Source organism: Celeribacter sp. PS-C1, from assembly GCF_019429625.1.
GTDB lineage: Bacteria > Pseudomonadota > Alphaproteobacteria > Rhodobacterales > Rhodobacteraceae > Celeribacter.
The window spans coordinates 90,632-104,112 of the sequence record NZ_JAHXRW010000004.1; the positions used below are offsets into that span (position 1 = coordinate 90,632).

Genomic DNA, 13,481 nt, shown 5'->3' on the forward strand with positions numbered 1-13,481 from the left:
ATTCTTTTCATCACGCGCACGGGTCATGACCGCGCCAAGATCATGTCGCTCAGATTTCGCTGGACAGGTCAGTAAAGCTGTCCTAAATCTGCCCTATGCCAGCCCCTATGCCGATCCCACAAAACGCCCAGAAACACAGCCTCTTCGAGGATGCTCAGGGTTTTTCCATTGCGCTGATCACGACCGCGATCGGCCTGACGATCATTGCCCAGCTCGGGTTCATCACCGGCCAGACCGCAGGCCTCGCCTTGGTGATTTCCTACCTGACGGGCTATTCGTTTTCCTGGGTATTCTGGCTGATCAACATCCCCTTCTATGTGCTGGCCTGGTTCCGTATGGGCGCTGAATTCACAATAAAGTCAGCGATTTGCGTGACGATCCTCTCAATTCTTGTGGCGGTGATCCCGGACTGGATGACATTCTCGCATCTCGATCCACTCTTCGGCACCATCGCTTTCGGTATCCTGACGGGCTACGGGCTTTTGGGCACGTTTCGACACAAGGGATCTCTGGGTGGTCTCGGTGTGGTCGCGCTTTACGCACAAGACCGCTTTGGAATCCGCGCGGGCGTTGTGCAGCTCTGCTTCGACGCTGTGCTCTTTACCGTCGCCTTCTTTCTTTTCGAACCGACCCGTGTCCTGTATTCGCTCTTGGGCGCGGTGATCTTGAATGGTGTGATCGCCTTCAATCACCGCCGCGACCGGTATATCGCCGATTAAGACCGCCCACAGACACCGTAGAGGACAGACAAAAGACCATGCCGACGGACGCGCAAAAGCCCGAAAAACACACGTGGTTCGAGGACCTTCAGGCCTATCTTTTCGGCACCTCCATGTGTGCCTTCGCCCTCGTGATGCTGCGCTCTTTGGGGCTGATCACAGGTCAGATGGCCGGGCTGGCCGTGTTGATTTCCTATGTCACCGACCTGCCCTTCGGCTGGGTGTTTTTTGCCGTGAACCTGCCGTTCTACTGGTTCGGTTACAAACGCATGGGCAAGGTGTTCGTGGGCAAAACCTTTATCAACGTGGCGCTGATTTCCGTGCTCTCCGAATGGTTCCCCACCATGGTCTCTTTCGAAGGGCTCACGCCGTGGTTCGGTGCGGTGATGGTTGGTTTCATGACGGGTGCCGGCCTCATGGCGATCTTCCGGCACGGCGGCTCTCTCGGCGGCCTTGGCATTCTCGCGCTCTATCTTCAGGACGCGACCGGCTTCAAAGCGGGCTATGTCCAGCTGGCTTTTGACGCCTGCCTCTTTGCGGTCGCCTTTTTCGTCTTGCCCTTGCCGCTCGTGCTCTATTCTCTGTTGGGCGCGATTGTCGTCAACCTCGTGATCGCCATCAACCACCGCCGCGATCGTTATATTGCTATGTAAAACAACGTGTAATCCGAAAAGAGTGCCCGATGCCGACCCAATATATTTTTCTCATTCTTGCGATCTGCTTTGAGGTTGTCGGCACCACAGCCATGGCCGCGTCCCAGCAATTCACCAAGCTGATCCCCGTCCTCATCCTCGTGGTGTCCTACGGGCTGTCGTTCTACTTCCTGTCGCAAACGCTCAGAGTTGTGCCCGTCGGCATTGCCTATGCGGTCTGGTCAGGGTTGGGAATTGTGCTGATCTCTGTGATCGGGCTGGTGTTTTTGGGGCAAAAGCTCGACTTCCCGGCGATCCTTGGCATGTCGATGATCATCGCGGGCGTGCTGGTGATCCACCTGTTTTCTCAGACCTCTTCGCATTAAGTGCGTCAGGCGGGCCAACGCCCGCCTGATCACTATTGCATCTCGCGAATGCGCGCGGCCCGGTCCGCTGAGTCCGGATGGGTCGACATCCACTCGGGCGCCAGACCGCCATAACGCCGATCCAACTCCTCAAAGAACCCGGCCAAGGCTGCACCGTCATACCCCGCGGCCTCCGCCGTGCGCACGCCGACGTCATCCGCCGCGCGCTCATGGGTGCGAGAATAGGCCAGCGAGAGGACCACACCGCCGTCGAGGATGAGATCCTCGAGCACCGGCCCAACATCACCCGCCATCATGCCGATCAGCACATAGACCGACAGCGACCGATAGAGTTGGCGCAGCGAATGGCGTTCACTGATATGGGCCATCTCATGCCCCAACACGCCCGCGATCACATCGGCATCGCCAAATTGCTCGATCAAAGCATCGGTCACAACAATGGTGCCGCCCGGCAATGCGAAGGCGTTCGGCCCCATCTCGTCGATGTCGCGAAACTCAAGCGTATAGGCCCCGTATGGTGCCTCGGGCGCCACAGAACGCAGCGCATCGAAAATATCACGGATCTCGGCTTGCCGCGCATCAGAGAGATCGCTTTCCTCTGCAAAGGTGCGGTCGATCATCAGCATATTGCCGCGATCCATGCTTGTGACCACGGGCGCAGGCGTTGCCAAAATCGCGAGAGAGACCAAAAGGTCCAGCCCCCAGCGCCAAATCGCGATAGCCCCCAAAATGCACACAACCGCGAGAAGCGCCAGACGCGGATGCCAGCCTTCGAGCCGCGCGAGCCAGCCGCCTGTCGTCACCACGCCGAGCGCGCGAAGGCCCTCGCGGTCCGTCGTCTCAAACCGCATGCCTTCGTCAAAGGACAAAATATCGCGCCCCGCCGGTCCGACCTCGTGATCGATGGGGGTGCCTCGCGCGAGAACCTCCCCCGCTGCATCGCACAGACGAAGCTCAAGCCCTGAGCGCTGAAGCTCCGCCGCGATGAGCCGGGAGGTGCCGGGGGCATAGGCTTGCCCCCGAACCGGTGAATAGCTGTCCGCCATGGCTTACATGGCCACGCCGAGATCAATACCCTCGAAATCGACATAGGCATCGCCGATGGCCGAGGTTTTCTGGGCTTCACCGCCAACAAACTCATCAAGCGAGCCATTGGGCGCGACAAAGGTGTTAGCCGCCAGATAGCGCGTCATGCGGATGCTCGCGAGCGGGGTCAAAAGACCCAGGGAAATCACCACGAGGAACGCGTTGGAAAACGCCACCCACAGAAGACCCGCCGGCGAAATGGTCGAACGGAACTTATGCCCGCCTTCCAACTGGGTGCCCGCAAAGACGGCGTTGCGCAAGAACGCCTTGTAGATGAAAGCCATCGGCACAAGCGCCACCAAAGCCACCACATAGATCAGACCAAAGCGGATCATCATCTCCGGGGTGGGATCCGCAGTTTCCATTGCGAGTGCGGTGAAAACCTCGCCCGCGCCGATGGCCCAAAGGCCGATGCCGCCGATCACCAGCATCCAGAGGATCGCGAGGACAAAGGCTTTGTAGAACGGGCCGATGGGGCTTTCGAAGTGGAATTTCGCCGTGCCATAGCGGTGATTATTAGTGGAATAGCTGTGCTGTGCGCGGATCACGAACGGCAGCGCCAGATAGAGCGTAAACACCGCCAGAATGGGATAGAGCAGCATGGTGCGCAACGCGCCCCAATAGTTGCCCTCGAAATCGAAACGCAGCCCGGACCACGAGGTCATGCGGGCGTGAAACCGATAGGCTTTGTTGATCAGTGTCGGCACGTAGAGGATCAGCACGAGAAGAAGAAGAAGCCCCAGCGGCGGCAGCACGGTCACAATGATCTGGAACACGACATAGGCGACGATCACGATCAAACGCCCGATGAAAATCTGTTTGCCGGTGGCGTGATAGTCGAAACGACGACCCTCGATCTCGGTATGTTGGTAGAAATATTTCAACCGGCGCACCTTGGCCCAAGCCGAATAAATGCCGAGCGTCACGATGCTCAAAAGGAGGTTAACAATCCACACGCCGAAATATTCGCGTGCGGTCCCGGAAAACACCACCGGGCGATACTCTTGGTCTTGCACTCTCAATGTCCCTTATTATTTGAGAAGAATTATCTTTTTTAAAAATCGGATATCGCTTGAATTTGCAAAGGTAAAATTTCGGCGGCTTGTCCCCGTTCCGACACAGAAACCGGCACCGGAACGGCTTGCGGGCCGCGCAAACCGCCTAAAACCTCTCAAATGCGGTTTTACGTCTGGCTTTTTGTCCCGGACCGAGGTAGGCGCAAGCCAACTCATTTTCACCACGGAAACCCCTACCCTATGGATCTTCGCAATATCGCCATCATCGCCCACGTTGACCACGGCAAAACCACGCTCGTGGACGAGCTTCTGAAACAGTCGGGCACCTTCCGCGAAAACCAGGCCACCACCGAACGCGCCATGGACTCCAACGATCTGGAGCGTGAGCGCGGCATCACCATTCTGGCGAAAGCCACGTCGGTCGAATGGAAAGGCCATCGCATCAACATCGTCGACACGCCCGGCCACGCCGACTTTGGCGCCGAAGTCGAACGCATCCTCTCCATGGTGGACGGCGTTGTCCTATTGGTGGACGCCGCCGAAGGTCCGATGCCGCAGACCAAATTCGTGACCTCGAAAGCGCTGGCTCTCGGCCTGCGCCCGATCGTTGTCCTGAACAAAGTCGACAAACCGGACGCAGAACCCGACCGCGCGCTGGACGAATGTTTCGACCTCTTCGCCTCCCTGGACGCAAATGACGATCAGCTCGACTTCCCGCATCTCTACGCCTCCGGTCGCTCCGGCTGGTGTGACGCAGAGCTCGATGGGCCGCGCAAGAACCTCGATGCGCTGTTCAACCTGATCCTGAACCACGTCCCGGCCCCGCGTCAGCTTAAGCATCAGGACGAGCCGTTCAAAATGCTCGCCACCACGCTCGGCTCCGACCCCTTCCTCGGCCGCCTTCTGACCGGTCGCGTTGAAAGCGGTAAGATCAAAGCCGGCGCCACCGTGCAGGCTCTGACCCGCAACGGCCAAAAGATCGAGCAATTCCAGGTCAAGAAAATCCAGGCCTTCCGCGGTCTGGCCATGGCTGAGATCGACGAAGCTATCGCGGGCGACATCGTGTCCCTCTCGGGCATGACCAAAGCAACCGTGTCCGACACGATCTGTGCGCTCGAAGTCGATGAGCCGCTGGAAGCCCAGCCGATCGATCCGCCGACCATCACCGTGACCTTCGGCATCAACGACAGCCCGCTGGCTGGCCGCGAAGGCAAGAAAGTCCAATCCCGCGTGATCCGTGACCGTCTCATGAAAGAGGCCGAAACCAACGTCGCGATCAAGGTCAAGGACACCCCCGGCGGCGAGGCCTTTGAGGTCTCCGGTCGTGGCGAATTGCAAATGGGCGTTCTGATTGAAAACATGCGTCGCGAAGGGTTCGAACTGTCGATCTCCCGCCCGCAGGTGATCATGAAAGAAGAAGACGGCCAGCGCATGGAACCGGTCGAAGAAGTCACGGTCGACGTGGATGACGAATACTCCGGCGCCGTGATCGAGAAGCTGACGGGCGCCCGCAAAGGCGATCTGACCGAGATGAAACAGCAGAACGGCAAAACGCGCATCATCGCGCATGTGCCGTCGCGCGGTCTCATCGGCTATCACGGCGAATTCCTCACCGACACCCGCGGCACCGGCGTTTTGAACCGCGTGTTCCACGGCTGGACCGCCTACAAAGGCCCGATCCCGGGCCGTCGTCAAGGCGTTCTGATCTCCATGGAAGACGGTGAATCCGTGGCCTACGCGCTGTGGAACCTCGAAGAGCGCGGCAAGCTTTTCATCGGCGCTCAAGCCAAGGTCTACCAAGGCATGATCATCGGCGAGCATTCGCGCGATAACGATCTTGAAGTGAACCCGCTCAAAGGCAAGAAACTCACCAACGTGCGCGCCTCCGGCACGGACGATGCGGTGCGCCTGACGACGCCGGTGACGCTATCTCTGGAAGAAGCCATCGCTTACATCAACGATGACGAGCTGGTCGAAGTGACGCCGGAGAGCATCCGTCTGCGCAAACGCTACCTCGACCCGCACGAGCGCAAGCGCAACGCCAAGGCGGCTCAGATCTAAGTCTTCTGAGTATTTCAGCTGCAATGAAAACAAAGGCTCGCCCTCACCGGCGGGCCTTTTTCGCAATCCTGCGCAGAGACTGTGCGAGCGGTTTGACACTCCGGGCTTAGAGATTGGCGATGATTGCGCTATCGTTCTTCCATAAAGGAGGGTCGCCATGCGCAAAATTCAAACTCAGGGCGTGCATCACATCACCATCACCGGCGCCGACCGACAGTCGACCATCGACTTTTGGGAGGGCGTTTTGGGCATGCCCTTCGTCTTTGACCAACCCAATCTGGACGCGCCGGAACAAGGCCATCTCTATTTCGATCCGGGCGACGGGCGACTGATCACGGTCTTCACCTCGGAGGATCGCAAACCGGGGCGGCACCGGATTGATCAGGGGCCGGGCTCGCTGCACCATCTGGCGTTCAATGTCTCGAAAGTGACCTTTGATCAGGTGGTGGACCGGCTCGACGCACGCGGGGTGAAACACTCGGGCGTCAAAGATCGGGGCTTTATGGATTCGATCTACTTCCGCGAACCCAATGGCATGTTGATCGAGCTGGCCTCTTACCGGTTTGAGCCGCCTTTGGGCTTTACACACACCCATGTGCTGCACCGCGCACATCTGATCCGAGTCGCGGCGGGCGATGATCACATTGATCGGGAACATCTCGCCGATGCGATTGAGGAATTGTTGCACGAGGGCACAAACTCGCTCGCGACTGATCGCGCGGCAAAAAATCCCTTTTAGGCATGAAAAACGGCGCGGGAAATTCCCGCGCCGTTTTCACATCATGTGAAGGGTCTTACTCTTCCGTTTCGACCACCAAAAGCTCCCGCTCAGAGGCACCCTTGGCATGGCTTAGCGCCTCTTGGTATTCCGGCGAGTGGTAGCAGGCGACAGCGGCCTCGACCGTGTCAAACTTCGCCACCACATTGCGCGGGCGGTCCTTGCCCTCAAGCTGCACATAACGTGCCGCTCGGGCGATGAATTTGCCGCCGTGTTTGGCGATGGCCGGACCGGCCAGCTTGGCGTATTTGCCGTAGGCCTCCTCGTCGGTGACGGTCACATGGGCAATCCAGAGCGCGGGCATGGCTTATCCTTTCAACAGGGTTTCTGCGGCAGCAATCGCGGCATCGGCACCGGAGAAGTCCTTGCCCCCGCCCTGCGCCATATCCGGACGGCCGCCGCCGCCTTTGCCGCCGACCGCAGGCACAGCGGCCTTGAGCACATCCACGGCGGAGACTTTGTCGGTCAGGTCGTCGGTCACGCCACAGGCGACCGCCACTTTGCCGTCCTCTTCGGCGATCAACAGGATCACGCCGGAGACGAGGTTGTTTTTATGCGCATCGATCAAGCCGCGCAGGTCCTTGCCGGAAACGCCTTGCAGCGCTTGCGCGAGGAACGGGATGCCGTTCACATCCTGCGCCTCGGCGCCGCCTTTGGCGCCGCCGCCCATGCCACCACCAAGTGCAATTTGCTGCTTGAGATTGGCGACTTCCTGTTCGAGGCGCTTGCGCTCATCCGACAGGGATTTCACGCGCTCCACGACCTCGGAGACCGGGGTTTTGAGCAGCGCCGCGATCTCGCCCGCGCGGTGCGCTTCGGTCTCTAGATGCGCCAAAGCCGCCTGGCCAGTCAGGGCCTCGATCCGGCGCACACCGGCCGACGACGCGCTGTCGCCGAGGATCACACAAAGGCCGATGTCGCCCGTGCGTTTGACATGGGTGCCGCCGCAAAGCTCGATGGAATAGGTCTTGCCATCGGTGCCCTTGCCGGTGTCCGCCGTGCCCATGGAAACCACGCGCACCTCTTCGCCATATTTCTCGCCGAAAAGCGCCTGCGCGCCCAAAGCACGTGCGTCATCGGGCGTCATGATCCGGGTTTCGACGCTCGTGTTTTGGCGGATGTAGAGGTTGATGTCGGATTCGACCTTGGCGATTTCCTCGGCGCTGAGCGCCTTTGCGTGCGAGAAGTCGAAGCGCAGACGATCCGGCGCGTTCAGCGACCCGCGCTGTGCGACGTGATCGCCCAGAGCTTCGCGCAGCGCCTCGTGCAAAAGGTGCGTCGCGGAGTGGTTGGCGCGGATGGCGCTCCGGCGGGCGTGATCGACCTCGAGCGCGGCAGGGGCGCCAACTTTGATCTCGCCGGTCTCGATGGTGGCGAAATGGATAAAGACACCCGCGACCTTTTTCGTGTCGGTCACTTTGGCGATGGATTTTTCCACGCGGATCACGCCGCTGTCGCCGACCTGACCGCCGGACTCGCCATAGAACGGCGTCTGGTTGACCACGATTTGCACCGTGTCGCCCTCTTTGACGCTGTCCACGCGCGCGCCGTCTTTGACGAGCGCCACGACTTCGCCCTCGGCCTTCTCGGTGTCATAACCTAGGAATTCCGTGGTGCCTTTGTCCTCGGCGATGTCGTACCAGACAGTCGCATCCGCCGCTTCGCCGGAGCCGGCCCAAGCCGCACGTGCCTTGGCTTTTTGTTCGGCCATGGCGCTATCGAAGCCGGAGGTGTCGACCTCCACGCCTTTTTCGCGCAGCGCATCCTGTGTCAGATCGAGCGGGAAACCGTAGGTGTCATAAAGCTTGAACGCCGCCTCGCCCGGAAGCTTTTCGCCCTCAGGCAGGTCCACAAGCTCGTCTTCCAAAAGTTTCAGACCGCGATCCAGCGTCTGGATGAAACGGGTTTCTTCGAGCTTCAGCGTCTCTTCGATCATCGCCTGACCGATGCGCAGCTCCGGATAGGCGTCGCCCATCTGGCGCACCAGTTCCGGCACGAGTTTGTGCATGATCGGGTCCTTCGCCCCCAAGAGGTGCGCATGACGCATCGCGCGGCGCATGATCCGGCGCAGCACATAGCCCCGGCCCTCATTCGACGGCATCACGCCATCGGCGATGAGGAAAGAGGTCGAGCGCAGGTGGTCCGCGATCACCCGGTGGTGCACGTTCTTGTCACCATAGGGATCGACGGAGGTCGCATGCGCAGAGGCCTCGATCAGCGCGCGCATCATGTCGGTGTCGTAGTTGTCGTGCGAGCCCTGCAAGAGCGCCGAAATCCGCTCAAGCCCCATGCCGGTGTCGATCGACTGCATGTCGAGATCGGTCATTGTGCCATCGGCGAATTTCTCGTTCTGCATGAACACGAGGTTCCAGATCTCGATAAAACGATCCCCGTCCTCTTCCGGGCTGCCCGGAGGGCCGCCCCAGATGTGATCGCCGTGATCGTAGAAAATCTCGGTGCAGGGACCACAAGGCCCGGTGTCGCCCATCTGCCAGAAGTTGTCAGAGGTGGCGATGCGGATGATCCGATCCTCCGGCACGCCGACCTTTTTCCAAATCTCGAACGCTTCGTCATCGGTGTGATAGACGGTGGTGTAAAGCTTGTCCTTCGGGATGTCGAAATCGCGGGTGATCAGCTCCCAGGCAAAGGGGATCGCCTCATGTTTGAAGTAATCGCCAAAGGAAAAGTTGCCGAGCATTTCAAAGAACGTGTGGTGCCGCGCTGTGTAGCCGACGTTGTCCAGATCGTTGTGCTTGCCGCCTGCGCGCACACATTTCTGCGCCGTGGTGGCCCGCACGTAATCGCGTTTTTCCAGCCCGGTGAAGCAGTTCTTGAACTGCACCATGCCGGAGTTGGTGAACATCAGGGTCGGGTCGTTGCGCGGCACAAGCGGCGAGCTGTCCACGACGGTGTGACCGTTGCGTTCAAAATAGTTGAGAAAGGTAGAGCGGATGTCGTTCACGCTGGGCATGTGGGGCGCGTCCTTGCGGGTTTTCTTGGCATTCAAGCCGGTTTACCGTCCTCGCGCGAGGCTGTCCATAACGCGCGACAGCAAAAAGGGCCGAAACGCGTCGGCCCTTTGCTTTAATATTTGACTGTCGGGAGGAACTCACTCGTCGTCGAGCAGATCGTCCTTCTCGAAATCATCGCCGAGATCGAAATCAAGACCGTGGGCTGCACGGATTTTATCCTCGATCTCAAGCGCGACCTGCGGGTTGTCCTTGAGATAGCGTTTCGCATTCTCACGGCCCTGCCCCACGCGCTCATCGCCATAGGAGAACCAGGCGCCGGATTTGTCCACGACACCGGCCTTGACGCCGAGGTCCAGAAGCTCACCGGTTTTAGAGATGCCTTCGCCATACATGATGTCGAATTCCACCTGTTTGAACGGCGGCGCGACTTTGTTTTTCACCACTTTCACGCGGGTCTCGGAGCCGACCACCTCGTCCCGATCCTTGATCGCGCCGATGCGGCGAATATCAAGCCGCACGGAGGAGTAGAATTTCAACGCGTTGCCGCCGGTGGTGGTTTCGGGCGAGCCGAACATCACACCAATTTTCATACGGATCTGGTTGATGAAGATCACGGTGCATTTCGAGCGGCTGATCGACCCGGTCAGCTTGCGCATCGCCTGAGACATCAGACGGGCCTGCACACCAACTGAGCTGTCGCCCATGTCGCCTTCCAATTCGGATTTGGGCGTGAGCGCCGCCACCGAGTCGACCACAACAAGGCTCACGGCCCCGGACCGAACGAGAGTGTCCACGATTTCAAGCGCTTGCTCGCCGGTGTCAGGCTGGGAAATCAGCAACTCATCGAGATCGACGCCAAGTTTTTTCGCATAGATCGGGTCAAGCGCGTGCTCGGCATCCACAAAGGCACAAACGCCGCCTTTTTTCTGTTCTTCGGCGACACAATGCAGGGTCAGCGTGGTTTTACCCGACGACTCAGGGCCGTAAATCTCGATGATCCGACCCTTCGGAATGCCGCCGATGCCGAGCGCGATGTCGAGGCCCAAAGAGCCCGTCGAGGTTGCCTCGATTTCCTGCACCGGGTTGTCGGCGCCCAGTTTCATGATCGAGCCTTTGCCAAATTGCCGCTCGATCTGGGCCAGCGCGCTGTCGAGCGCCTTTTGCTTGTCCCCGTTCTGTTTACCGTCGTTCTTTGCCATATCTTTGGTCGCCGTTGCCATCTGTTTAATTCCTTATTTCACACCCGTTCCACAGCGTCCATCGTACAATCTGTAGCGCGCTTGGGCCGGGGTCCTATTCGGAGCTCGTGTTCGCCTCTTGTTCTCATTTATCTTTATGAGCACAAAAAGAGAACATTTCAACTTAAATTTCTGAAAATCACTGTGAGGCCAGATTGGTTAACGAATGGTAGCGAAAATGCGGCGACACGAAATTATTTTCGATGGCCGCCGTGTCACTCAGTGAAACTGCGCCTGCACCGTCGCGGTCAGCTCGGACAGAGAGAACGGCTTTGGGAGGAAAGTCGAATTCGGAATGCGCGATTGCTGCTCAGAAAAATGATCCTCCGCATAGCCCGAGACAAAGACCACCTTAACCCCCGGACGCTCTTTGAGCGCTTCGGACACCCAACTTGGCCCATCCATCCCCGGCATGATCACGTCGGATACGAACACGTCGATGTGCAGGCTGCCATCTTCGAGCGTTTCCAACGCCTCCTCGGCATTCTCCGCCTCGATCACGGTATAACCACGCAGGCGCAGCGCGCGCGAGGCAAAGGCGCGCACGGGCGCCTCATCCTCGACCAGAAGGATCACGCCAGAGCCCCGCACCGCCTGCGTCGCGACATCAGGCAACGGTTTGCTCGCCGCCTCAACCACAGCCTCAGCACGGGCCGTATGCGCCGGGAGATAGATGGTGAAGGCCGTGCCGGAACCCACGACACTATCGACAAAGATAAAGCCACCCGTCTGTTTGATGATGCCATAAACCGTCGAGAGGCCCAGCCCCGTGCCCTCGCCCGTGCGTTTCGTCGTGTAGAACGGCTCGAAGACTTTCTGGAGCCGCTCGGGCGGAATGCCCACCCCCTGATCGGACACGGTCACCATCACATATTCGCCCGCAGGAAGCGTCGCGCGGTCGCGCATGAACCCTTCGCGCAGAACCTCGTTGCGAGTCTCTACCTTGATCTCGCCCCCTGACGGCATCGCGTCGCGGGCGTTCACCACGAGGTTCATGATCACTTGCTCAAGCTGACGCTTGTCCACCCGGATCGGCAAAAGCCCCGCGTCGTGATTAAGGGTCAGGGCGACCTTTTCGCCGACAAGGCGGTTCAACAAATGGGTCAGATCAGACAGCGTGTCGCGCAGGTCGATGACCTCGGGTTTGAGCGTCTGTTTGCGCGAAAATGCCAAAAGCTGGCCAACGAGTGAGGCGGCGCGGTTAGCGTTTTGATGGATCTGCACGAGATCGCTATAATCCGGATCCGCCTTGTCGTGACGCAACAACAAAAGATCGCAATGCCCTGAAATTGCGGTCAAAAGGTTATTGAAGTCATGTGCCACGCCACCTGCGAGCTGACCGATGGCCTGCATTTTCTGACTTTGAACGAATTGCGCCTCAAGCGATTTCAATTCGGTCGCATCCGACAGCACCGCGATGAGTTCAATGTGTCCTTTTTGTCCCTCGACGCGATTAAGGGTAATCTGCAAAAACGTATCATTCTGGGGCCGCGAGGCCCGCACGAACTCAGGTTTGCGCGCCCGCCCCATGGCGACGTCGGTGACCCAATCCTGTACTGGACGTCCGAGCCCCTCTACCAGATCGCTCAGGCTCAATTGATCGTGCGTCGGGATCGACAAAAGCTCACGCGAGTGCCGGTTCGACTGCAAAATCCGCCCGTCGACCGCCACCTTTAAAAGCGCGACAGGAAGCGCATCAAACGCGTCCCATTCGCCGACATTCGGCGTCGTTTCCGGCAGGAAATACAATTCCTTACGCCCCGACTCTCCACTTTGAAACTGGGCGACACGAGCATAGACACGGCCCTCGACCCCGGCCAAAACATGGACATCGCCCGGACGGATCGGCAGATCGGTGATCATCCGGTCCAGCGCCTTTTCGCGATGACCGATCAAGCGACGCAAAGGTTCGTTCATATAGAGAATGGTGTTATTCTTGCTCAAGGTCAGCATCGGCAAGGAAATGGCATCACCATCAAGCGCACCGCCCCGCTCCGCCATATCTTCGAGCCGCCATAGAAAGCCGTCTTCGCCAATCAAATGCACCGCAAGTCGCATATGGCCATGGCGCATCACCACGTCTTCGCGGGCCGCGCCTTTCGCGAGCGCGCGCGACTGTAGGCGGCTGAGGGTGGCGGCCGGGGCGGCAAAGAGGTCTTCGAGTGCTGCCAGCAAGGTCTCTCCCCCGCGCCCCCCGAACCGCGCAACAGCGGCTCGGTTTTCATAGCCGATCACACCGTTCAAATCCGTCGTGAAAGACGGCGCAGCATCATTGGCAACAAAGGCGGACAGAGCCGCATAAAGCCTGCGCTGCATCCGTTTCTGACGATTGCTCAGCAGTGTCACGAGAAGTGCGGCCCAAAGCAACACCGCCCCCACGGCGAAAGCCATAACGCCAAGTCGCGGCAAGGGGATCACCAACGCACTCCCGCATAACACAGCCCCGCCCAAGGCGATCGCCAAACTATAGGGTGCCAGCCGTCCGGCCTGTTTCGACAATGGGCCTGCGGTCATCGTGGTTTGCACACGGTCCCCCTTGACTATGCGTCTGTGCTGCCGTTGCAATCCGGCATGTCTCGTTCATGGCCCGACC

General features: G+C 59.2%; 11 protein-coding genes. 5 read left to right on the forward strand and 6 right to left on the reverse strand.

What is annotated here, in order from left to right; all coding sequences use genetic code 11:
- Positions 1-107 precede the first annotated feature (107 nt).
- The 3 genes from J5Y17_RS07275 to J5Y17_RS07285 are packed head-to-tail and all read left to right on the forward strand — an operon-like array spanning position 108 to position 1,737.
- Positions 108-719 carry a YitT family protein gene (locus J5Y17_RS07275; protein WP_370628890.1) on the forward strand — a complete coding sequence of 204 codons (612 nt, stop codon included), beginning with the start codon at positions 108-110 and terminating at the stop codon, positions 717-719.
- A 38-nt stretch (positions 720-757) separates the two neighbouring features.
- On the forward strand, positions 758-1,372 hold the full coding sequence (locus J5Y17_RS07280) for a YitT family protein (RefSeq protein WP_219784582.1): 615 nt from the start codon (positions 758-760) through the stop codon (positions 1,370-1,372).
- Between the two features lie 29 nt (positions 1,373-1,401).
- Positions 1,402-1,737: a multidrug efflux SMR transporter gene (locus J5Y17_RS07285; RefSeq protein WP_219784583.1), complete on the forward strand. Its 336-nt coding sequence runs from the start codon at positions 1,402-1,404 to the stop codon at positions 1,735-1,737.
- A gap of 32 nt (positions 1,738-1,769) precedes the next feature.
- Here J5Y17_RS07285 and J5Y17_RS07290 read toward each other — a convergent pair whose 3' ends face one another.
- The gene (locus J5Y17_RS07290) at positions 1,770-2,783 is read right to left on the reverse strand and encodes a M48 family metallopeptidase (RefSeq protein ID WP_219784584.1); all 1,014 of its coding nucleotides are present in this window, start codon (positions 2,781-2,783) and stop codon (positions 1,770-1,772) included.
- Between the two features lie 3 nt (positions 2,784-2,786).
- A complete protein-coding gene (locus J5Y17_RS07295) occupies positions 2,787-3,839 on the reverse strand; it encodes a YjgN family protein (protein ID WP_370628891.1) in 1,053 nt (350 codons plus the stop codon).
- Between the two features lie 240 nt (positions 3,840-4,079).
- Here J5Y17_RS07295 and typA point away from each other — a divergent pair, with 240 nt between their 5' ends.
- Both typA and J5Y17_RS07305 read left to right on the forward strand, forming a co-directional pair.
- Entirely contained in the window at positions 4,080-5,900 is a 1,821-nt protein-coding gene (typA, locus tag J5Y17_RS07300) for a translational GTPase TypA (RefSeq protein ID WP_219784585.1), read from the forward strand.
- Positions 5,901-6,057: 157 nt separating this feature from the next.
- Positions 6,058-6,639, forward strand: a complete 582-nt coding sequence (locus J5Y17_RS07305; RefSeq protein WP_219784586.1) for a VOC family protein — start codon at positions 6,058-6,060, stop codon at positions 6,637-6,639.
- A gap of 55 nt (positions 6,640-6,694) precedes the next feature.
- On the opposite strand, the gene J5Y17_RS07310 is transcribed toward J5Y17_RS07305, so the two are convergent.
- The 4 genes from J5Y17_RS07310 to J5Y17_RS07325 form a co-directional block, all read right to left on the reverse strand.
- Positions 6,695-6,982 carry a DUF1330 domain-containing protein gene (locus tag J5Y17_RS07310; RefSeq protein WP_009571288.1) on the reverse strand — a complete coding sequence of 96 codons (288 nt, stop codon included), beginning with the start codon at positions 6,980-6,982 and terminating at the stop codon, positions 6,695-6,697.
- 3 nt (positions 6,983-6,985) lie between these two features.
- Positions 6,986-9,649 (reverse strand): alanine--tRNA ligase, encoded by a 2,664-nt coding sequence (alaS, locus tag J5Y17_RS07315; protein WP_219784587.1) that lies wholly within the window; start codon positions 9,647-9,649, stop codon positions 6,986-6,988.
- 138 nt (positions 9,650-9,787) lie between these two features.
- Positions 9,788-10,870 (reverse strand): recombinase RecA, encoded by a 1,083-nt coding sequence (recA, locus tag J5Y17_RS07320; protein ID WP_304518549.1) that lies wholly within the window; start codon positions 10,868-10,870, stop codon positions 9,788-9,790.
- Between the two features lie 237 nt (positions 10,871-11,107).
- A complete protein-coding gene (locus tag J5Y17_RS07325; protein ID WP_219784834.1) occupies positions 11,108-13,402 on the reverse strand; it encodes an ATP-binding protein in 2,295 nt (764 codons plus the stop codon).
- Positions 13,403-13,481 lie beyond the last annotated feature (79 nt).